The sequence below is a fragment of the Mitsuokella sp. AF21-1AC genome (assembly GCF_003458855.1).
Classification (GTDB): Bacteria; Bacillota; Negativicutes; order Selenomonadales; family Selenomonadaceae; genus Mitsuokella.
Genome location: NZ_QRVW01000024.1, coordinates 22,291 through 44,820, shown reverse-complemented (window position 1 = coordinate 44,820; position 22,530 = coordinate 22,291). Strand labels below are relative to the sequence as shown.

The 22,530-nt window shown below is 57.8% G+C and carries 17 protein-coding genes; 2 read left to right on the top strand and 15 right to left on the bottom strand.

Annotated elements, in window-relative coordinates:
• Positions 1–158: 158 nt before the first annotated feature.
• The 7 genes from argH to argC all read right to left on the bottom strand — a co-directional run bounded on the left by argH (position 159) and on the right by argC (position 8,535).
• Complete coding sequence (gene argH, locus DWX75_RS09210) at positions 159–1,586, bottom strand: argininosuccinate lyase (RefSeq protein ID WP_118016034.1); 1,428 nt, start codon at positions 1,584–1,586, stop codon at positions 159–161.
• Positions 1,583–2,794: an argininosuccinate synthase gene (locus tag DWX75_RS09205; RefSeq protein WP_118016033.1), complete on the bottom strand. Its 1,212-nt coding sequence runs from the start codon at positions 2,792–2,794 to the stop codon at positions 1,583–1,585. The genes argH and DWX75_RS09205 overlap by 4 nt, the downstream gene beginning before the upstream one ends.
• Positions 2,795–2,887: 93 nt before the next feature.
• Complete coding sequence (gene argF / locus DWX75_RS09200; RefSeq protein WP_118016032.1) at positions 2,888–3,820, bottom strand: ornithine carbamoyltransferase; 933 nt, start codon at positions 3,818–3,820, stop codon at positions 2,888–2,890.
• A 155-nt stretch (positions 3,821–3,975) separates the two neighbouring features.
• Positions 3,976–5,184 (bottom strand): acetylornithine transaminase, encoded by a 1,209-nt coding sequence (locus DWX75_RS09195; RefSeq protein WP_118016031.1) that lies wholly within the window; start codon positions 5,182–5,184, stop codon positions 3,976–3,978.
• Between the two features lie 110 nt (positions 5,185–5,294).
• Entirely contained in the window at positions 5,295–6,179 is an 885-nt protein-coding gene (gene argB, locus DWX75_RS09190) for an acetylglutamate kinase (protein ID WP_118016030.1), read from the bottom strand.
• A 65-nt stretch (positions 6,180–6,244) separates the two neighbouring features.
• Positions 6,245–7,459 carry a bifunctional glutamate N-acetyltransferase/amino-acid acetyltransferase ArgJ gene (gene argJ, locus DWX75_RS09185; RefSeq protein WP_118016029.1) on the bottom strand — a complete coding sequence of 405 codons (1,215 nt, stop codon included), beginning with the start codon at positions 7,457–7,459 and terminating at the stop codon, positions 6,245–6,247.
• A 41-nt stretch (positions 7,460–7,500) separates the two neighbouring features.
• Entirely contained in the window at positions 7,501–8,535 is a 1,035-nt protein-coding gene (argC, locus tag DWX75_RS09180; RefSeq protein WP_118016028.1) for an N-acetyl-gamma-glutamyl-phosphate reductase, read from the bottom strand.
• Positions 8,536–8,756: 221 nt separating this feature from the next.
• Here argC and DWX75_RS09175 point away from each other — a divergent pair, with 221 nt between their 5' ends.
• Positions 8,757–9,584 (top strand): transglycosylase domain-containing protein, encoded by an 828-nt coding sequence (locus tag DWX75_RS09175; RefSeq protein ID WP_118016027.1) that lies wholly within the window; start codon positions 8,757–8,759, stop codon positions 9,582–9,584.
• A gap of 52 nt (positions 9,585–9,636) precedes the next feature.
• Here the strand turns inward: DWX75_RS09175 and DWX75_RS09170 are convergent, their stop codons facing one another.
• From DWX75_RS09170 to DWX75_RS09145, 6 genes are all read right to left on the bottom strand, one after another.
• Entirely contained in the window at positions 9,637–10,203 is a 567-nt protein-coding gene (locus DWX75_RS09170) for a coenzyme F(420) biosynthesis enzyme (RefSeq protein ID WP_118016026.1), read from the bottom strand.
• A 108-nt stretch (positions 10,204–10,311) separates the two neighbouring features.
• On the bottom strand, positions 10,312–11,196 hold the full coding sequence (sdaAA, locus tag DWX75_RS09165) for an L-serine ammonia-lyase, iron-sulfur-dependent, subunit alpha (RefSeq protein ID WP_118016025.1): 885 nt from the start codon (positions 11,194–11,196) through the stop codon (positions 10,312–10,314).
• A gap of 22 nt (positions 11,197–11,218) precedes the next feature.
• Positions 11,219–11,881, bottom strand: a complete 663-nt coding sequence (gene sdaAB, locus DWX75_RS09160; protein ID WP_118016024.1) for an L-serine ammonia-lyase, iron-sulfur-dependent subunit beta — start codon at positions 11,879–11,881, stop codon at positions 11,219–11,221.
• A gap of 154 nt (positions 11,882–12,035) precedes the next feature.
• Positions 12,036–12,923 carry a 4-hydroxy-tetrahydrodipicolinate synthase gene (gene dapA / locus DWX75_RS09155; protein WP_118016023.1) on the bottom strand — a complete coding sequence of 296 codons (888 nt, stop codon included), beginning with the start codon at positions 12,921–12,923 and terminating at the stop codon, positions 12,036–12,038.
• A 136-nt stretch (positions 12,924–13,059) separates the two neighbouring features.
• Positions 13,060–15,975 (bottom strand): insulinase family protein, encoded by a 2,916-nt coding sequence (locus tag DWX75_RS09150; RefSeq protein WP_118016022.1) that lies wholly within the window; start codon positions 15,973–15,975, stop codon positions 13,060–13,062.
• Between the two features lie 17 nt (positions 15,976–15,992).
• Positions 15,993–16,421, bottom strand: a complete 429-nt coding sequence (locus DWX75_RS09145; RefSeq protein ID WP_118016021.1) for an EamA family transporter — start codon at positions 16,419–16,421, stop codon at positions 15,993–15,995.
• Between the two features lie 134 nt (positions 16,422–16,555).
• On the opposite strand from DWX75_RS09145, the gene DWX75_RS09140 reads away from it, so the two are divergent.
• Positions 16,556–17,338 carry a ZIP family metal transporter gene (locus DWX75_RS09140; protein WP_118016020.1) on the top strand — a complete coding sequence of 261 codons (783 nt, stop codon included), beginning with the start codon at positions 16,556–16,558 and terminating at the stop codon, positions 17,336–17,338.
• A gap of 71 nt (positions 17,339–17,409) precedes the next feature.
• On the opposite strand, the gene nifJ is transcribed toward DWX75_RS09140, so the two are convergent.
• Complete coding sequence (gene nifJ, locus DWX75_RS09135; RefSeq protein WP_118016019.1) at positions 17,410–20,934, bottom strand: pyruvate:ferredoxin (flavodoxin) oxidoreductase; 3,525 nt, start codon at positions 20,932–20,934, stop codon at positions 17,410–17,412.
• A gap of 198 nt (positions 20,935–21,132) precedes the next feature.
• On the bottom strand, positions 21,133–22,515 hold the full coding sequence (locus DWX75_RS09130) for an amino acid permease (protein ID WP_118016018.1): 1,383 nt from the start codon (positions 22,513–22,515) through the stop codon (positions 21,133–21,135).
• Between the last annotated feature and the right edge of the window lie 15 nt (positions 22,516–22,530).

Genomic DNA, 22,530 nt, shown 5'->3' with positions numbered 1-22,530 from the left:
TTCACAAAGGCGCTATTTCCTAATTACAGGAATGCTCCTTTAAAAATCTGAACTCTAGTATAAGGAATGATTCTGAAAAGAAGAAGAAAGCGAGATTTTGATAAAAAGTCCCCGATGAATCGATTGACTCACCAGGGACTCCTGATCGTTTGAGGTATTTATTTGACTCGTACCTGCTGCTTGGCAGCCTGGTCAGAGACTTCCTGTTCGGCAGCCAGGAGTTCCCTGGCTGCCTTGAGCTGGAGCTCAACCTGCTGGTACGACGTGCCGCCGAACGAATTGCGGTTCTTTACGCACGTCTCGGGGCTGATGGCTTCCTTGATGTCCTCACCGAAGAGCGGCGAGAGCTTCTTAAAGTCCTCGAGGCTCATATCCTCGAGATAGATGCCCTTCTCGATGCAGTCATGGACGGCCTGTCCCGAAACGGCATGAGCCTTGCGGAACGGCATGCCCTTTTTGACGAGGTAATCAGCAAGATCCGTGGCGTTCGAGAAATCTTCCGTCACGGCCTTTTTCATGACTTCCTTGCGCACCTTCATGCCGCGGATCAGCTGTGCGTAGACAGCCAGGCTGAACTTCACGGTATCGATGGCGTCGAAGATGCCCTCCTTGTCTTCCTGGAGGTCCTTGTTGTAGGCAAGCGGCAGACCCTTTACCGTCGTCAGCATGGCCATGAGATGGCCGACGACACGGCCCGTCTTGCCGCGCACGAGCTCGGAAACATCGGGGTTCTTCTTCTGCGGCATCATCGAGGAACCCGTGCAGTGCGCATCGTCGAGCTCGACGAAGTGGAACTCACGGCTGCACCAGAGGATGGTTTCCTCGGACAGGCGCGAGAGATGAACCATGAGGATCGAAGCTGCTGCGAGGAATTCCATGATGTAATCACGGTCGCTGACAGCATCGAGGCTGTTGTTGTAGATGTTCTCGAAGTTCAGGAGCTTCTGGACATACGGGCGGTCAATCGGGAACGTCGTCCCCGCAAGAGCGCCGGCGCCGAGCGGCATGATGTCCGCGCGCTTGTAGACACCTTCAAAGCGGGCAAAGTCACGCGAGAGCATGCAGAAGTACGCCATGAGATGATGCGAGAAAAGGATGGGCTGCGCACGCTGCAGGTGCGTGTAGCCCGGCATGATGACATCGCTGTACTTCTCTGCCGTCTCGACGAGTGCGCGCTGGAGATTCTCGATCTCTTTCTGCACCTCGACGACCTGACGGCGGATGTACATGTGCGTATCGAGAGCGACCTGGTCGTTGCGGCTGCGCGCCGTGTGCAGGCGGCCGCCGGCTTCGCCGATGGCCTCGGTCAGGCGTTTCTCGATATTCATGTGGATGTCCTCGAGGTCGACGGAGAACTCGAATTTCCCCGCCTCGATCTCCTGCAGGATATCCTTGAGGCCCTTGACGATGGCATCCTTGTCCGCCTCCGAGATGATGCCGCATTTCGCGAGCATTGTCGCGTGCGCGATGGAGCCGGCAATGTCCTCATGATACATGCGCTTGTCAAAATTGATGGAGGCCTGGAACTCGTTGATCATCTCGTCAGTCGTCTTGGAGAACCGGCCTCCCCACATTGCTTCACTCATTTCTGGGTTTTCTCCTGCATCAGGGCACGTACCTTGAGCGGCAGGCCGAAGAGGTTGATGAAGCCCGTCGCATCAGCCTGGTTGTAAACGTCATCGTGCTCGAATGTGACGAATTCCTTGCTGTAGAGAGAATACGGGCTCGTGGAACCGGCGGAAATGATGTTGCCCTTGTAGAGCTTGAGCTTGACCGTGCCCGTAACCGTCTGCTGCGTGCTGTCGACGAAGGCCGAAAGAGCCTCGCGCAGCTGGCAGAACCACATGCCGTCGTAAACGAGCTCGCCGAAGCGGACAGCGACATGCTGCTTGAAATGGAACGTCATGCGGTCGAGGCAGAGATACTCGAGCTCGCGATGTGCATAGTAGAGGATGGATCCGCCCGGATTCTCATAGACACCGCGGGACTTCATGCCGACGAGGCGGTTCTCGCAGATGTCGACGATGCCGACGCCGTTGCGCGCACCGATCTCGTTGAGCTCCGTCAAGAGAGCGACGGGGTCCATCTTCTTGCCGTTGACAGCAACCGGCTCGCCCTTCTCGAAGTCAACCGTGACGTATTCCGGTTTGTCCGGTGCATCCTCAGGAGCCTTGGAGATCAGGAACATGCTGTTGTGCGGCTCGTTGGCCGGATCCTCGAGATCAGAGCCCTCATGGGAGAGATGCCAGATGTTGCGGTCCATGGAGTACGTCTTGTTCTCCGTGGCAATGGGGATGCCGTGCTTCTTGGCGTATTCGATCTCAGCCGAACGGGAATCGAGATCCCACTCACGCCACGGAGCGATCAGCGTGATGTTCGGAGCCAGTGCCTTGACCGTCAGCTCAAAGCGGACCTGGTCGTTGCCCTTGCCCGTAGCGCCGTGAGCGATGGCGTCAGCGCCCTCTTTCTTGGCAATCTCGACGAGCTTCTTGGCGATGATCGGACGTGCGAACGACGTGCCGAGCAGGTACTTGTCCTCGTAGACAGCACCGGCCTTGAGCGTCGGCCAGACGTATTCCTTGAGGAACTCTTCCTTGAGGTCTTCGATGTAGACCTTGGAAGCACCGGATTTCAGGGCCTTGTCATGAACGGCATTGAGTTCATCGCCCTGGCCGACATCGGCGCAGCAGGCAATGACTTCGCAGCCATCGTAATGCTCCTTGAGCCAGGGAATGATAACGGAGGTGTCCAGACCGCCAGAATAAGCGAGTACGACTTTCTTGATCTTAGCCATAATAAATAACCTCTTTTCTTATATCTCCCCCGCTGCGGGTTTCCCTCAAGGTCCCTTCAGCAGGCGATTTCACGATGCAAACGGCAAATACGGTCAGTCCGCCATGGTCAGTGCCATGATGGCCTTCTGCGTGTGCAGGCGGTTCTCCGCCTCGTCAAAGATGACATCCGCATTGGCCTCGAAGACGTCGGCCGTGATCTCTTCCCCGCGGTAAGCCGGCAGGCAGTGCATGACGATGACGCGCTTGTCCGCTCCCTTCAGGAGCTCAGCATTGACCTGATACGGAGCGAAGATCTTCTTGCGCTCCTCGTGCTCGGCTTCCTGTCCCATGCTGGCCCAGGTATCCGTCACGACGATATCCGCGTCCTTGACAGCTTCCTTCGGGTCCGTGACGAGACTGAGTGAAGCACCGGTCTCCTTGGCGTCCTCGAGAGCATTCTTGACGACTTCGGCATTCGGCCGATAATCCTCAGGCGTCGCGGCGACAAACGTCATGCCGGCCTTGGCACAGCCATAGAGGAAGGAATTCGTCATGTTGTTGCCGTCGCCGACATAAGCCATCTTGAGGCCCTTGAGGTCCTTGCCCTTGTACTCCTGGATCGTCAGAAGGTCCGTGAGGACCTGGCAGGGATGCAGAAGATCCGTCAGGGCATTGATGACGGGGATGTCCGCCCATTTGGCCATCTCCGTCGCACGGTCATGGCCGTACGTGCGGATCATGATGCCATCGAGGTAACGGGAAAGCACACGGGCCGTATCACGGATGGGTTCGCCGCGCCCGAGCTGGAGATCGCGGTTGGAAAGGAAAAGAGCCTGTCCGCCGAGCTGGTACATGCCCGTCTCAAAGGAGACTCGGGTTCGCGTCGAGGACTTCTCGAAAATCATGCCGAGCGTCTTCCCCTTGAGCAGCTGATGCGGAATACCAGCTTTCTGTTTGGCTTTGAGTTCCTTGGCAAGTGCCAGGATTTCCTGTACCTCATCCACCGAAAGATCGTGGATGGATAACATATCTTTTCCTTTCAACATTGGATGACCTCCCACACTGTAATAGATGTCCGTGTTTACTGCATATTATACATCAATTATGGCCGCTTGAAAAGTGTAGATATGCATTTTTTTTGCATTTATATGCAAATCGTTGTACCGTACCATAAATTTTACGGATTGATGCAGTTTGCGCGTCATTGCTCGTAATGTGCCAGTACCTCATCGAGCGTCCGGATGACTGTATCGACCTGTTCCTTCGTGATGATGAGCGGCGGGATGAAGCGCAGTACCTTGCCAGCCGTGCAGTTGATGATGGCGCCCTTTGCCAGGCAGTCATTGACGATATCGCGTCCGTGCTCCGCCGAAGCGAGCTCGGCGCCCAGGATCAGGCCTTCGCCGCGCACCTCCGTGATGAACGCCGGATGCTTGCTCTGGAGCTTCTCGAGCTGGCCCTTGAAGTAGCTGCCGACCTCTTCGACATGCGCGAGGAACTCCGGTTTTGGCACCGTGTCGAGCACGACATTGGCAGCGGCACAGGCCAGCGGATTGCCGCCGAACGTCGTGCCGTGGTCGCCGGCATGAAAGGCCTTCGCGACTTCATCCGTGACGATGAAGGCACCGATGGGCACGCCGCCCGCCAGGCCCTTGGCCAGCGTCACAATGTCCGGCTTGACGCCGTACTTCTCATAGGCGAAGAACTTGCCGCTGCGGCCGATGCCCGCCTGGATCTCGTCGAAAATCAGCAGCGCATGATGTTTGTCGCAGAGTGCACGAACCTTCTTGAGATAATCGTCCTTCGGCGTGTAGACGCCGCCCTCGCCCTGGATCGTCTCGAGCAGGACGGCAGCCGTCTTGTCGCTCATCATGGCTTCGAGTTCATCGATGTCATTGTAGTGGACGTAGTCAAAACCGTCGGGCAGCGGGCCGAACCCTTCGTGATACTTAGTCTGGCCCGTCGCCGTCAGCGTCGCGATTGTGCGGCCGTGGAAGCTGTCCCAGGCCGTGATAATCTGGGATTTCTCCGGGTCGAACTGATGCGCGTACTTGCGCGCAATCTTGATGGCACCCTCGTTGGCTTCAGCACCCGAGTTGCCGAAGAACGCCTTGTCGAGACCCGAGAGCTCGACGAGCTTTGCGGCAGCATCAGCCTGCGGCTGGGTGTAGTAGAGGTTCGAGCAATGAATGAGCTTCTTTGCCTGCTCAGCAATCGCCGTGACGAGCGGCCCGTAATCATGACCGAGTACATTGACGGCGATGCCCCCGAGGAAATCGAGGTACTTCTTGCCGTTGTTATCCCAGAGATACGCTCCCTCGCCATGGTCAAGGACAATCTTATAGCGGTTGAACACCGGCAGATAATCCTGTTCGTCCTTGGCAAATATTTCTTTATCCGTTTCCTGCATAAAAATCGCATCCTTATCTTTATCCGGATTTTCTCCGGCTACACATAACGGTCCAATCGGCAAAAACTGCCTGGAAGAAGCATCCGGTTTTCTCCCAGGCAGCTGCAACATCAGCGCACGACCTGCGTGCCAATACCCTTGGAAGTGAAGATCTCGAGAATGATGGAGTGATCGAGACGCCCGTCGATGATGTGCGTCTTGCCCGCTCCCTTCTCGAGTGCCGTCAGGCAGGCCTCTACCTTCGGGATCATGCCGCCCTTGATGATGCCATCGCGGATGTAGGCGCGTGCCTCCGGCAGATGCAGCGTCGAAAGGAACGACGACTTGTCCTCGAAGTCCTTGTAGATGCCCTCGATATCCGTCAGCAGCAGGAGCTTCTCCGCCTGCAGCGCGCCGGCAATCTCGGCTGCCACGTAATCGGCGTTGATGTTGTAGCTCTCGCCGTCCCGGCCGACGCCAATCGGCGCGATGACCGGCACGTAATCCTGATCGAGCAGATCCTCGATGAGGCTCGTGTTGATTTTCGCCACCGAGCCGACATAGCCGATATCGACCTTTTTCTCCGCCTCACCCTCGTAAACCGTGGCCAGTTTCTTCTGGGCCTCTATGAGGCCGGCATCTTTGCCCGACAGGCCGACGGCGTGAACACCGCGGCGGTTGAGGAGCGTTACGATTTCCGAATTTACCTTGCCGTCGAGGACCATCTCGGCAATCTCGACAGTTTCGGCATCGGTGACGCGCAGCCCGGCCACGAAGGACGATTCCTTGCCGACTTTCTGCAGGAATTCCGTGATTTCCGGACCGCCGCCATGCACGATGACCGGGCGGATGCCGACGTATTTCATCAGCGCGACATCCTGCATGACTTTTTCCTTCAGCTCGTCATTGACCATGGCATTGCCGCCGTATTTGATGACGATGGTCTTGCCATAAAATTCCTGGATGTACGGCAGGGCCTCGACGAGGATGGCCGCCTTATCCTTTGCTTCAAACATGCGATACGACATTCCTTTCCAGCTTCCGCGCTTCCTGCGGCGTCTTGTTCCGACACAGCCTGCAATCAGGTGTGATACTCGCCGTTGATCTTGACGTATTCATAGGAGAAATCACAGGTCCAGATGGTCGCTTCCTCCGTGCCTTCCCCCATATCGATGTCGATGACGATGTCGTGCTCGGCCATGACCTTGCGCAATTCCTCCTCATCGTACTCCGCACCGACGCCGCCAGCATAGACGGGAATGCCGCCAAACTTCACAACTGTCTTCTCGGGATCCATCGGCACACCGGCATAACCGACGGCACAGATGACGCGGCCCCAGTTCGGGTCCTCGCCGAAGAACGCCGTCTTGACGAGCGGGCTCTTTGCGACGCTCATGCCGATTGTCTTGGCATCGGCAAAAGACTTCGTGCCCGTGACATGAACCGTCAGGAATTTCGTCGCGCCTTCGCCGTCCGACGCAATGCGCTTGGCAAGGCCCTGGCAGATTGCCTTGAGCGTTGCCTTGAACGTCTCATAATCCTCGTTCTCGGCCGTAATCATCGCATTGCCGGCCGCACCGTTGGCCATGACGATGGCCATGTCGTTCGTGCTCATATCGCCGTCAATGGAAATCATGTTGAAGGAAACCTCGACAACTTCAGAGAGTGCCTTCTGCAGCAGCTTGCTGTCAATGGCCGCATCCGTCGTGATGAAGCAGAGCATCGTGGCCATGTTCGGCTGGATCATGCCCGACCCTTTGGCGATGGCACCGAAGCGCACCTTCTTGCCGCCGAGCTCGATTTCCGTCGCGCACGATTTGGAATACGTGTCCGTCGTGATGATGGCGTTGCCGGCATTGACGCTGCCATCTGCCGAAAGCTCCTTGACGGCCTGCTCAATGCCCTTTTCCATCTTGTCCATCGGCAGATTGACGCCGATAACGCCCGTCGAGGCAACGATGACATCGAGAGGCTGGCAGCCGAGCGCCTTGGCCGTGATTTTCTGCATGGCCGCAGCGTCTTTCTCGCCCTGCTCGCCCGTGCAGGCATTCGCACAGCCGGCATTGGCCGTGATGGCATGTGCCGTGCCCGTCGCGACGACCTTCTTCGAAGCGAAGACCGGAGCCGCCGCCACGGCATTCTGCGTGAACGTGCCGGCTACTGCCGCTTCCTTCTCCGTATAGATCACAGCGACATCGAGATTGCCGCTCTTCTTGATGCCGGCCTTGACGCCGGCTGCCTGAAAGCCCTGCGGGAACGTGACGCCCGCTTTGGCACTTGCTTCACTGAATAACATATAAATTCCTCCTGAAATGGCATGAATGTGCTTGAGAACAGTCAAGGGTACATGGGAACGAAATCAAGGCCCGTCTTCTCATCGAAGCCGCAGGCGATGTTGAAGTTCTGCACGGCCTGGCCCGCAGCCCCCTTGACGAGGTTGTCGATGGCCGAGAGCACGATGACGCGGTGCGTGCGCTCGTCGATGTGCCAGCCAATATCGCAGAAATTCGAACCGCGGACCTCTTTCGTCGACGGATAGCCGCCGCGGCCGAGCAGCCGGATGAAGAATTCCTTGCCATAGATCTTCTCATAGGCCGCATCGACGAGTTCCGGCTCGACGCCCTCCTTGAGTGTGGCGTAGCACGTCGCGAGGATGCCGCGTGACATCGGCACGAGATGCGGCGTGAAATTGATGACGCTCTTCTCGCCCGAAAGGTCTTCCATGGCCTGCTCGATCTCCGGCGTATGGCGGTGATGCGCCACATTGTACGCCCGGAAATTGTCGTAGAGCTCCGGGAAATGATTGGCCTGCTTCGGTGATCGGCCTGCGCCCGAAACGCCGGACTTGGCATCAACGATGATGGTGTTGACATCGATGAGGTGCTGGCGTGCGAGCGGCGCGAGCGCGAGAATGCTGGCCGTCGTGAAGCAGCCGGCATTGCCGATGATCTTGGCATCGCGAATCTCCTCGCGGTAAAGTTCCGCCAGGCCGTAGACGCGCGGCGCTTCCGGATCCGTGTGCGGTACATGGTACCACGCCTCGTAAACGGAGGTATCGCGGAAGCGGTAGTCAGCACCGAGGTCGATGATGCGCACGGGCAGATCCTTGAGGGCCTTGCCGACGGCCATCGCATGGCCATGCGGCAGACCGATGAATACGAAATCACTGTCCCTGCCGATGGCCTCGATGTCCTTCATGCTTTCCAGCTTCATGTCGTACAGGCCTCGCAGATGCGGGTAGAGCGATGCAATGGGCTCTCCCGTATGGCTCTCCGATGTGATATGCACCACCTCTGCCTCCGGATGGCTGTATAAGATGCGCAGCAGTTCCGCGCCGGCATAGCCGGTCGCGCCTAGAACACTGACTTTCATGACCTTCGTCCTCCTTCCGGGGCGGCCACCTGCCTCCCCTTGAGTTGATGTTTATAATTATACATCTTTCATGTATATTTTTTCAACCCCTATTTTACACATTTACAAATAAATTTCGTCAGCGTTTCCTTCACACCTGTCAGGTGCCCTCTCTTTCCCTGCTGACGAAATGCAAAACGGGTGCTATAATGTTATAGAAGCAAAGGAGTGAACCCGAAACGATGAAAAAACGAAGAAGACGTTCGCCAAAGCGGCTGGTCCGCTTTCTTTTTTTGTTGCTCTGCGTCTTCCTGGGCGCGTACTTCCTTTCCGGCGGCTTGGCCATCTTCTCCGCACATACCTGGCAGGCTGCAGGCGATTTCCTGCCCCGTCCCGAACAGCACCCGCCCTCCAATACTCTGACGGATGACAGCGACGATACGATAAGTGAGCGTCTCTCGCGCATCGTCTTCCTCAAGCGGGCCGTGAACAGCCGGCTTGACCGCAGCCACTATACCAGGATCGACGAGATCCCCACCTCGATGCAGCAGGCCGTCGTCGCCGTTGAGGACAAGCGCTTCTACGACCATCACGGCTTCGATATCGAAGGCATCATGCGCGCGACGCTCGTCAACCTGCAGCAGGGAGAGATCGATGAAGGAGCCAGCACAATCACCCAGCAGCTCGTCAAGAACCTCTTCCTGACGCATGAACGGTCATTTGGCCGCAAGGCAGAAGAATTCCTGCTCTCGCTTGCCATGGAATTCAATTATTCCAAGGATGAAATCCTCGAGATGTACCTCAATACCATTTACTACGGCTCGAATTTTTACGGCATCGAGGAGGCCGCCGAAGGCTACTTCGGCAAGCGTCCGAGTGAACTGCAGCTGCCGGAAGCCGCCATGCTGGCGGGGCTGCCCAACGCGCCGTCCCTGTACTCCCCCTACGTGGACTTCATGATGGCAAAAAAACGCCAGTTCGTCGTCCTCGATGCGATGGTCCGCGCCGGCTATATCGACAAGACCATCGCGGAAGACGCCAAGATCAAGCCGATTTATCTGGCTCACTGAGCAGAACAATCTAAAAAAAGACAAGGTGCACAAAGGCATCTTGTCTTTTTTCTTACTGCTTTTTGCTGTTGTCCTTCTGCTGCTCCACGGCGGAACGCTCAAAATGCTTGTAGAACTGCTCGGAAAGATTCGTGTACGTAGCAACCGTATCGGCTTCGCTGCGGTTGGCCTGAATCTCATACGTGTAGAGCAGCTGGTTCGTACCGGCCTTGTAGACATCGAAGAAGAAGGTCGTGCGGCTGTCGTTGGCTACCGTCAGGATGACGTAGGCATCGGCATAATTGCCGACATACTCCTTGAAGCTCTTGGCTGCCGTGCGGCGATCCAGAGCCTTGAGGTCGATGTTGTGATTCTGCTTGATGTTCTGGGCAATCGTATCGTACGAGATGACGTAGCAGCGGGCAACGTGGCTCGAATCATAAACGATCTGCGTCAGCATCTCCTTGTTCGGGGATTTCGGATCGACCTGCTGATACAGCGGGGAGCCGATGGCCAGGCGATGGATGGAAGCGAGATCTGCTCCCTCCTGGACCGTGACCTTATCCGAATTTGCAAAAGCCACTTGCGTGCCAAGCACGACCAGGCAGGCGATGAGCAGCATCTGGACGATTTTTCTCATATCATATCTCTCCTTGCACATAATCTTGCGAATCATCTCGCAGTGTTATCCTCATTTTACACTGCCCGGGCAAGATACGCAAGACTTTCCTCAGCCAGGAGAGCATCGTCAGCCCTGCACCGGATAGATTCTCGCTTCGATCTTTTTCGCAGTCGGCGTGACGGCAAGGCCCGCTTCGCTCGTTTCGCGCAGGGACTTCGGCAGGGCACGGCCGATCTCATTCATGGCCGCAATGACTTCATCGACGGGGATGACTGACGTGACGCCCGCCATCGTCATATCGGCCGCGAGCATGGCCGTGACGGCAGCGAAGCCGTTGCGCTTGACGCAGGGGACTTCGACAAGGCCCGCGACGGGATCGCAGACAAGCCCCAGGAGATTCTTGATGGCCAGTGCCGTCGCATTGCCAATCATCGCAGGCGTGCCGCCCGCCAGCTCGACAAGCGCGGCCGCCGCCATGCCTGCCGCCGTGCCGCATTCCGCCTGGCAGCCGCCGGCAGCGCCGGCAATCGAGGCATTCTGGTCGACGACCATGCCGATGCCGGCAGCCGTCAGGAGAGCCAGCACGATGTCGTCGTCCTTCAGGTCGCTTTCCTTCTTGGCGGCGTAGAGCGCAGCGGGCACGATGCCGCAGGAACCAGCCGTCGGACAGGCCACGATGCGGCCCATGACGGCGTTGACCTCACTGATGCCCACGGCATAAGCCGCCGCTGACAGGACAGCCTTGCCCATATAGCCCTTCTGCCGGTACGCGTAGAGCTTCCTGGCATCGCCGCCCGTCATGCCGCTGACCGAGCGTTCCGTATTGCGTATGCCGCGCTCGATGGAATCCTGCATGACCTGCCAGTTCCGCGCCATTTCCTGCAGGACGGCTTCACGCGTGCGCTGGGAATCGTGCATCTCGCGGACCAGCACGATCTCATGGACGGGCACCTGCTGGCTCTCCGCGAGATCCATGAGCTCGGCAATCGTATTGAAATTGAATTGTATCATATCTTCTCTCCGCTAAAAATCATCAGATGGCCGGAATGCCGAAGGCGTGCTCCACCTCATAGACCTCACGGCATTCCTCGAGTACCTCATCGGCCAGTGGCTCGTCAAGCTCGAGGATCATCATCGCCATCTCGCCGCGGCTGTGGCGCGAAACGCGCATGAAGGCGATGTTGACCTCGTAGCGCGCCAGTACCTGCGTGACCTTCGTGATGACGCCCGGGCGGTCGCGATGAATCGTGATGAGCGCCGGATACGTGCCCGTGAGCTCGACCTCGTAGCCATCGATATTCGTAATGCGGATATTGCCACCGCCCACCGACGAACCGCGAACGCGCGCCGTGCGCCCCGAAACGCCCGTCAGATGGATGACGGCCGTATTCGGATGCGCCTGCTCGAGGTTGACCTTCTGGAACTTGTAGGAAAGCCCCTGTTCTTTCGCGAGCGACAAGGCCTCGCGGATGCGCTCATCGTCAGGGGAAAACCCCAGGATGCCGGCGACTAGCGCCTTGTCCGTGCCGTGACCACGATACGTCTGGGCAAACGAACCGTGCAGGTTGATATCGGCGCGCACCGCAGGCTCGCCAAGGATCTTGCGGGCCATGAGCCCGAGCCGCACGGCACCGGCCGTATGGGAACTCGACGGCCCGATCATCACCGGGCCGACGATATCGAATACACCATGCATAAAAAAACCTCCTCCGCCCCCGCTGAACGAGGAACGGCCAGTAAACAGGGCATAAAAGAAAGCCTTGCGGAGAAGCAGTACACCAGAAGGGCAGCGTTCCTCTCCGAAGGCTTTTCTTAGAGCAGCAGAAACTCCTGCCGCACAAATGACATGCTTATTTGATCAGGCCATGATTGCGCAGCGCGTCCTCCAGCTGCTTCTCATGAGCCGGCTCCATCTCGGAAAGAGGCATGCGCAGCGGACCTGCCGCGTAGCCGAGCTTGCGCATGGCAACCTTCACCGGAATCGGGTTGACCTCGCAGAACAGCGCATCGATGAGGTCCGTGTACTCGATCTGGAGCTTGGCAGCCTCTTCGACCTTGCCGTCAAAATAGTACTGGCACATGTTGTGCGTGTCGCGCGGTGCGACATTCGACAGGACGGAGATGACGCCCTTGCCGCCGAGCGAAAGAATCGGGATGATCTGGTCGTCATTGCCCGAATAGACCGTGAGGCTGTCGCCGCAGGCTGCGCGCAGGCGCAGGATCTTCGAAAGGTCGCCGTTGGCTTCCTTGACGGCCACGATGTTCGGGATCTTGGCGAGCTCGACATACGTCGGGATCTGGATGCCAACGCCCGTGCGCGACGGCACATCGTAGAGGATGATCGGGATGCTGACGCTCTCGGCGATGGCCCTGTAATGTGCGACGAGGCCCTTCTGCGTGCATTTGTTGTAATACGGCGTGACGACGAGCAGGGCGTCGGCGCCGGCCTTCTCCGCATACTGGGAAAGCTGAATGGCATACGACGTCTCATTGGAGCCCGTGCCCGCGATGACGGGGATGCGGCCCTTGACTTTATCGACGGCATACTTGATGGCAGCCTTGTGCTCTTCGTCCGTCATCGTGGCGGACTCGCCGCTCGTGCCCGTGATGACGATGGCATCCGTGCCACCTGCAATCTGGTCTTCGATGATGCGGCCCAGCTCTTCAAAGTTGATGCCATCTTCCGTGAACGGCGTGATGATGGCTACACCTGCGCCCTGGAAAATTGTCTGTTTCATCCAAAAAGCCTCCTCGTCTATCTGCGGAACCAAGCCGCAGTACCTTGACTGATTTCGTGTCGTTCTACTTATTATCCCATGTCCACCTGAGAAAGTCAACGCTGCCCTGTATGTACAAATGTCCCCTAAAAAGGCCTCAAAGTGCCGGTTTTACTGTACCGAAGAGGTCCTGCTCCTCGCGAATCTTCTCCTCATTGCCAAAGACACAATACACATTTTCCTTCATACAGCTGTCAATCAGCGGGGCCAGTGCGCGGATATCCTCCTGGCGGGCGCCGAGCACCTCATCGCGGCGGCGCTGGCGGTCCTCCTGCGTGATGCCGCGCAGATAGCAGGTCGCCGCCATATCGCCCTTCATCATCGGCGTCAGCGGCGCATCGATGCCGCTCATCGTGCCGATGATGAATTTGTTCATCTCGCGCTCCGATGCCGTGAAATGGCGCACGTAATCAGCCGTGCCGTCAAATACCTCGAGCGTTTCCCGAAGATTCGGGTCGCGGTACGAGCCGAAATACATGAAGCCGTTGCGGTTGAAGCCCGTGAACGCACCGTAGGCACCGCCCTGGACGCGAATCTTCGTCCAGAAGTAATCGTAGCGCAGAAGCGTTTCGAGCACGGCCATGCTGCCCGTATACCGGTAGCCGAGGCGCAGGAAGTTCGCACCCTTGCCGACGTACTGCACACGGCTCGAAGAAGTCAGCCCCTCGTTGCGCGGCTCGATATCCCAGTGGTATGCCTGCGGCTCGTATGCATTTGCCGACAGGGACTGCCACAGAGTGCCAAAGGCCTTTGTGAAGCATCCGTAATCCGCTTCCTTCATCGTGACGCTAATCGTCAGGTTCCGGCGGTTGAAGACGCGCGGGATGATGTCGGCAAAGGCCTGCTGGATGTTCGTGAGACCTGCGTCAAAATCCTGCTGCAGTTGCTTGAGGAACGGATACATCTTGAGGCCGCCCTCCTCCGAGTAGCAGCCGGCTGCAGAAAGATACGATGCGATGCGCGCGATGATGATCTGGTTGGCCGAACGCTGCAGATCGAGTTCGATGCCAGCCTGTCCCTGCTCCAGGATTTCCTTGACGCGCTTGCCGTCCACGAACTTGCTGCGCGTGAGCGTTTCCGTAAGGATCTCCATGAGCTTCGGCAGCTTCTCAACGAGTACCTTGGCGCGGACGCGCAGCCTAGGCATGAGCGAATCCGGCTGATCCTTCTTTGTATACGCGATGACATCCGCCGTGATGCCGCCCGTATGCAGATTGCGCAAATTGGCCAGTTCCGCATACGTATGCTCCTCCGTGTCGACCATGCCAAGGAAGCCGGCCAGGAGATACAGATACGGGATTTCCTGCTGCGGCACCGCGCTGGCATCAAAGTAGAAATTCAGATAGGCGATGCCATTCGTCTCGATATCGCTGAACAGAACCTCCGCTCCTTTAGCGGCACGCACGGCCAAGGGCAGGCGGTCCGTCTGCCTGCGGATATCCGAGAGCTTCAGTACGGGAATGCTCTTTAAAGCTTCCTCCGTCTCCGGACTCTGCTGGCGTTCCTTGAGCGCGCGCGTGGCGGCGATGACCTGATCGATCTCCTCTGCGCTCATCGCGGCCTTTTTTTCAGCCAGGATCTTTTCCTGCTCGGCCTCGCGGCGGGCGGCAAGCTTTGTATCTGGGGCCATGACGAGCAGCGTCTGATGGCTGTTCTTCAGGAAATACGTTTCGAGCAGCTGCTCAAAGTAGCCGCTTGCAAGGCCCGCCTTCATCTCGCGCAGCAGATCCTCGTAATAAAGATACGTCTCCGGCTGACCATCGTAGAGCCAGCTCTTCATGATGCGGATGCCGTAGATGAGTCCCTTCGGTGCCGAACCGAAGTCCGATTCGCGCAGGCGGAATTCGAGAAGATTGATGGACGCCTCAAGGAGTTCTTTATCGATGCCGTCGTGCACGAGCTTCTGCATGGCCTCAAGCGTCAGCGCGCGGAACGTTTCCGCACGCTCCGCCTCCGCATTGTTGACGACAATGCTGAAGAACGGCTGCAGCATATCATCCTCAAAGAGGGAGTCGACATCCTTGCCGAGCTTGGCGTCGATGAGCACCTTGCGCAGGGGGGCCGCCTGCGTGCGCAGCAGCGCATGCTCCAGGATCTCGAGCCCCATCATGGTCTTGGGGTCGAGCGATTCACCCACCGACCAGTTGAGCGCGAGGAACGTCTTTTCCGCCGTCCCGTCCTCCTCGCTGACGGGATACGTCGTATCGATGCGGCGGAAAGCTGCAAAAGCCGGCTCGCGGTCAATGCGCGAAGGCACCGGAATGCGGTCAAAATGCGACAGGTATTCTTCATCGAGATAGGCCAGCTTTTCTTCGATATCGATATCGCCGTACAGATAGATGTAGCTGTTGGACGGATGGTAATAACGGCTGTGGAATGCGACGAACTTTTCCTGCGTGAGGTCCGGGATGGCCTCGGGATCGCCGCCCGATTCATGGCCATACGTCGTATCGGGATAAAGGGAATGCATGATGCGGCTTTCGAGCAGATCATCGGGGGCCGACAGCGCCCCCTTCATCTCATTATAGACCACGCCGCTGTAGCGCAGGGGCTCCTCCGGCTTCTCGATCTCATAATGCCAGCCCTCCTGCATGAGCACCTGCGGATTCTGGCACATGGATGGATAAAAGACGGCGTCGAGATAGACATCCATGAGGTTCCGGAAATCCTTGTCATTGCGGCTGGCCACCGGATACATCGTCTTGTCCGGATACGTCATCGCGTTGAGGAAGGTGTTGAGCGAGCCCTTGACGAGCTCGACGAACGGTTCCTTGAGCGGATACTTGTGCGAGCCGCAGAGCGTCGAATGCTCCACGATATGCGCGACGCCCGTATCATCCGTCGGCGGCGTGCGGAAGGAAATAGAAAAGACCTTGTTGTCATCCTCATTCTGCAGGATGAAGACGCGGGCACCGCTCTTGACGTGCTCAAAGGTATAGGCCGTCGAATCGGCCTCCTTGACAAAGATCTTGTGCAGCAGCTGGAAACCATGTATAAGTGTACCGTTGGTCATAAAATGAACGACTCCTTTCAAAATATCGCGAGGATCAGGCCGCCGACGGCAATCATGCCAATGGCAAGGCCGTGGACCAAGCTGACTTTCTCACCGAAAATCAGGACGGCCAGGATGACGGCAAAGACCACGCTGAGTTTATCGATGGGCGCTACCTGGGAAACATTGCCCGTCTTGAGCGCCATGAAGTAGAAAAGCCAGGAGGTCGCACCGGCGATGCCGCTGAGTGCGATGAACAAAAGTCCCCGCTTATCTGAGAACGCATCCGATAGATGCGTGAGATTGCCCTGTGCGGCCACCACGCCCACCAGGAACAGTGCCATGATGATGGCACGGATAGCCGTAGCCACGTTGCTGTCCACGCCGGACAAGCCGACCTTGCCAAAAATTGAAACGAAGGCTGCGCTGATGGCGGAAAGCAGCGCATAAAAAAGCCAAGACTCCATACATATCCCTCCTGAAAGATGTCTTTCCCTAGTATACCATAAACAGAATTATTCTCTCCAGCCATCGTCAAATCCTGCCTGCTCCGGTATAATAATAGCAAAGAGGTATTGTTTTATAAAAAAAGGAGGTTTTTATGCAACTTGAAATCCTGCAGGGACTGGCCATCCCTTTTCTCGGCACGACGCTCGGCGCAGCCTGCGTCTTCTTCATGCGCGGGGCCATGCGGCCGCACGTGCAGAAGGGACTCACGGGCTTTGCCTCTGGCATCATGGTAGCCGCTTCCATCTGGAGCCTTCTGATGCCAGCCATCGAGGAAAGCCAGGAACTCGGCCCCTATGCCAGCCTGCCAGCCATCGCCGGCTTCTGGTTCGGCACGCTCTTCCTTCTGGCTCTCGACCACATCATCCCCCATCTTCACATGAACGCCGAAGACCCTGAGGGTCCCAGAAGCTCGCTTTCCAAAAATGCCATGATGGTGCTCGCCGTCACGCTTCACAACATCCCGGAGGGCATGGCCGTCGGCGTGGTGCTGGCCGGCTGGCTCACCGACAGCGCCGGCGTATCCCTTTCTGCAGCGCTCGCGCTCTCCATCGGCATCGCCATCCAGAATTTCCCGGAAGGCGCCATCATCTCGATGCCGCTCGCAGCCGGCGGCGCAAGCCGCGGCAAGGCTTTCATGAGCGGCGTGCTCTCCGGCGTCGTCGAGCCGATTGGCGGCGCGCTGACGATACTCGCCGCAAGCTTCGTCGTGCCGGTACTGCCCTACCTGCTGGCCTTCGCCGCCGGTGCCATGATGTACGTCGTCGTCGAGGAGCTCATCCCCGAGATGAGTGCCGGCGAGCATTCCAACGTCGGCGTCATCACCTTCACTGCCGGCTTCACGCTCATGATGGCACTCGATACCATCCTGGGGTGATCCAATACGATACGAAAAAGGGCCATCCAGCCGTTGTGACTGGATGGCCCTTCTATTATGACCGGCAAAGATTATTTGCCTGCGAGCGTCTTGTAGTTGTTGTAACGGATCTGCGCATCATGCTGCGTCTTCTCGAACAGCGCATCGGCTGCCTCCGGGAAGGAACGCTTGAGGTTGATGTAGCGGTTCTCGCCCATGAGGAAGTCCTGGAACTTCGAGAAATCCGGCTCCTTCGAATCGAGGCTGAACGGATTCTTGTCCGTGCCGACGAGCTGCGGGTTGTAGCGATAATTTGCCCAGTAACCGCACTCGACAGCAAGCTTCTCCTCGAGCTGGCTGCAGCCCATGCCCTTGCGGATACCGTGGTTGATGCACGGTGCATACGCGATGATGAGGGACGGACCATGGTAAGCCTCTGCCTCCGTGATGGCCTTGAGCAGCTGATTCTGGTCAGCACCCATGGCGACCTGAGCGACATAGACGTAACCATACGTGCGCGCCATCATGCCGAGATCCTTCTTGCGGGTCTTCTTGCCCGTAGCAGCGAACTGTGCGATGGCGGCAGCCGGCGTGGCCTTGGAAGCCTGGCCGCCCGTGTTGGAATAAACCTCCGTATCGAAGACGAAGACGTTGACATCCTGGCCGGAAGCGAGGACGTGGTCGACACCGCCGTAGCCGATATCGTAAGCCCAGCCGTCGCCGCCGAAGATCCACTGGGAACGCTTGACGAAGTAGTCGCGGTTCTCGTAGAGCTTGTTGAGGAGTTCATCCTCGCCTTTCTCGGCTGCGAGCAGAGCTTCGAGGCGGTCAGCACGGTCGCGCGTGCCATTGCCGTTCTCGAGGTTCTCCACCCAATCCTTGAGGGCCGCCTGCAGGTCCTCGCTGCCGAGGCCAGCTTCGATGGCCTTCTTGGCATCATCGGCAAGGCCGTTGCGGACCGACTGCGTGCCGAGGAACATGCCGAGGCCGAACTCCGCATTATCCTCGAACAGGGAGTTTGCCCAAGCCGGGCCATGGCCCTTGACGTTCTTCGTGTACGGCATAGCCGGAGCACTGCCGCCCCAGATGGACGTGCAGCCCGTGGCATTGGCAATCATCATGCGGTCGCCGAAGAGCTGCGTGATGAGTTTTGCATACGGCGTCTCGCCGCAGCCGGCGCAGGCACCGGAGAACTCGAGCAGCGGCTGCTCGAACTGCGAACCGATGACCGTCTCTTTCTTCATCGGGTTCTTCTTCGGAGCAACCTTCGTTGCATCGACACCGTAATCGAAGTAAGCCTGTTTTGCCTTGAGCTCATCGTCAAGCGGCGTCATATCGAGAGCCTTGACCGGGCAGACCTGTGCGCAGTTGCCGCAGCCGAGGCAGTCCATCGTGGAGACAGCCACCGTGAAGTGGTAATCCTTGACCGTACGGAGATCCTTCGACGGGAAACCTGCCGGAGCAGCGTCGCGCTCGGCATCCGTCGTGAGGACCGGACGAATGGAAGCATGCGGGCAGACATAGGAGCACTTGTTGCAGCCAATGCACTTCTCCGTGTTCCAGACCGGAACGTTGATGGCCGTGCCGCGCTTCTCATAGGCAGCGCCGCCGACCGGGTACGTGCCGTCAGCCATATCGCCATGGAATTTCGATACCGGCAGCTTGTCGCCTTCCTGGCGGTTCATGACATTCTGTACGTCTGTGATGAAAGCCGGTACATCATGCTTCTCAGCCGGTGCATCCTCAGCCTCAGCCCAGGAGGCCGGGACCTCGACGCGATGCAGAGCCTCGATACCCTTGTCGATGGCACCGTTGTTCATATCGACGACTTTCTGACCCTTCTTGCCGTACGACGTGACGACGGCATCCTTGAGGTACTTGACAGCCGTATCGATGGGGATGATTGCAGCCAGCTTGAAGAACGCGGACTGCATGACCATGTTGAAGCGGCCGCCGAGGCCGAGCTCCTTCGCGATCTCAACGGCATTGACCGTGTAGAACTCAATGCCGTTCTTCGCGATGTAGCGCTTCATGTAGGCCGGCAGGTGCTTCGTGAGCTCCTCATCACTCCATACCGTATTCAGGAGGAACTTGCCGCCCTTCTTGAGTCCGGCCAGCAAGTCATATTTGTAAACGTAGGACTGCTGCGAGCAGGAGATGAAGTCTGCCTTGTTGATGAGATACGGGCTCGTGATCGGCGATTTGCCGAAACGCAGATGGGACATCGTGATGCCGCCCGATTTCTTGGAGTCATAGGCGAAGTAAGCCTGAGCATACATGTCCGTCTTGTCGCCGATGATCTTGATGGCGCTCTTGTTGGCACCGACCGTACCATCGGAGCCGAGGCCCCAGAACTTGCAGGCCGTCGTGCCCTCAGGCGTCAGGTCAACATCGCTCATGACCGGTGCGAGGCTCGTGTTCGTCACATCATCCTCGATGCCAATCGTGAAGCCATTCTTCGGCGCATCCTTCTTGAGCTCTTCAAATACGGCGAAGATCTGGTCCGGCGTCGTGTCCTTGCCGCCGAGGCCGAAACGGCCGCCGACGATGACAGGATGCAGATCCGATGCATAGAATGCAGCCTTGACATCGAGGTAAAGCGGCTCGCCGAGGGAACCCGGTTCCTTCGTGTGATCGAGGACAGCGACTTTCTTGACCGTCTTCGGCAGGAACTTGAAGAAGTGCTCAATCGAGAACGGACGGTAGAGATGTACGTTCAGCAGGCCGACCTTCTCGCCATGTGCATTGAGATAGTCAACCGTCTCTTCGACTGCCTGGCAGACGGAGCCCATGGCCACGATGATGCGCTCGGCATCCTCAGCACCATAGTAGTCGAAGAGGTGATGCTCGCGGCCCGTGATCTTGGCAATGTCAGCCATGGCCTCTTCCACGAGCTGCGGCAGTGCCGCATAATAGCTGTTGGCAGCTTCACGGGACTGGAAGTAGACATCCGGGTTCGTAGCCGAACCACGGATGACCGGATGATCCGGGTTCAGCGCACGGCGGCGGAAGGCCTTGACGGCATCCCAGTCGAGCAGCTTGCCGAGATCTTCATAATCAACGACTTCGATCTTCTGGATCTCATGAGAGGTACGGAAGCCATCGAAGAAGTTGATGAATGGTACACGGCCCTTGATGGCCACGAGATGGGCAACGGCGGAGAGATCCATGACCTCCTGGACGCTGGCTTCTGCCAGCATGGCGCAGCCCGTCTGGCGCGCTGCCATGACATCCTGATGATCGCCGAAGATGTTCAGCGAATTGGCCGCCAAAGCGCGGGCACTGACGTGGAACACACCCGGCAGCAGCTCGCCGGCAACTTTATAGAGGTTCGGGATCATCAGCAGGAGGCCCTGAGAGGCCGTATACGTCGTCGTGAGTGCACCGGCCTGCAGCGAACCATGAACGGCACCAGCCGCACCAGCCTCGGACTGCAGCTCGATGACGCGAACCTTCTGGCCGAACAGGTTTTTCGCACCCCTGGCAGCCATTTCATCCACATGCTCAGCCATAGGCGAAGACGGCGTGATCGGGTAGATGGCCGCTACGTCCGTGAAGGCATAGGAGATGTAGGCGGCAGCTGTGTTGCCGTCCATGGTTTTCATCTTTTTGCTCATGTTTGTGATTGCTCCCCTCTTGATGAAGATTTTACCTTTATCGCTACTATCGCTGTTTATCGAACAAAGCGATAGCATTCGATAATCGACAATAGAAAAACTTAATGAACTTGATGGTCATCCATCAAGCTTCATTATACCTTCTATACAAAAACTTGTAAACAATAATCCGCATGGAAAGTGATTCTTAAATTTTTCTTAGTCAGCACGATTCTGGCGGCTGTGACGATAGCCGTAGGCGAAATAAATCACGATGCCAAGCGCGCTCCAAATCCAGAAGCGTTCCCACGTCATGGACGAAAGGTTGTACATGATGTACGCACAGCTCACGATTGCGAGCGTGCCGACGACATAAATGGCGGGGCAGCGGAACGGACGCGGCAGATCCGGATACTTCCTGCGCATGAGCATCACACCGGCCGACGAAACGATAAACGCGAAAAGCGTGCCGACGCTGCACATCTCGGCGATGACATTGATGGGCGTGAAACCGCTGATGACGGCGACGGCAATGCCGACGATGATCGTGATGCGATGCGGCGTCGCATAGCGCGGATGGACCTTGCAGACCGCCTGCGGAATGAGGCCGTCGCGGCTCATCGCGAAGAAGGCGCGCGTCTGCGCATACATCATGACGAGCAGCACCGTCGTGAGGCCGGCAATCGCTCCTGTGCCGACAAGTGCCGAGCCGAAACGGTAGCCGAGCTGGCGCAGCACGAAGGCCACGGGCTCTGCATTGTCGAGCTCCGTATACGGGACATTGCCCGTCATGACAGCGGTCACCGCGATGTAGAGCACGGTGCAGATGAGCAGCGACGCGATGATGCCCGTCGGCATATCGTGAGCCGGGTTCTTCGTCTCCTCTGCCGCTGTCGCAATCGAATCGACGCCGAGATATGCGAAGACGATGACAGCGGCACCAGCCGAGACCCCCGAGAAGCCAAACGGCATGAAGGGCTCCCAGTTCACCGGATCGACGGAAGGCGCCGCGAGAAACAGGAACAGGAAAATCGCCGCCAGCTTGACACCGACGAGTACCTTGTTGACCGTGACGCTCTCGCGTACGCCGCGCACAAGCAAGAACGTCAGGAACAAGGTGATGAGAACGGCTGGCAGGTTAATCACGCCGCCATCGGCCGGCACCGTGGTCCAGGCGGCCGGCAGTTCCACGCCAGCCGTCTTCAGCAGGCCGACGACATAAGCAGACCAGCCGCCCGCGACAGCACTCGCCCCCACGGAATACTCAAGTACGAGGTTCCAGCCGACAAGCCACGCAAAGAACTCGCCGACCGACGTATAGGCGTAGGCATAGGCGGAGCCCGCCACCGGCACCATCGAAGCCAGCTCGGAATACGCCATGCTGACGAAACCGCAGGCGATGCTGGCGATCAGGAAGGACAGCATGAGTGCCGGTCCTGCATATTTGGCAGCCGCTACACCCGTCAGCACGAAAATGCCCGTGCCGACAATGACGCCGATGCCGAGCAGCGTGACATCGAGCGAGCCCATGGCCCGCCGCAGGTGCGACCGCGAGGCATCCTGCTTGTACGCAGCGATGCTCTTTGTACGGAAGATTCTCAAATGAAACAACTCCTT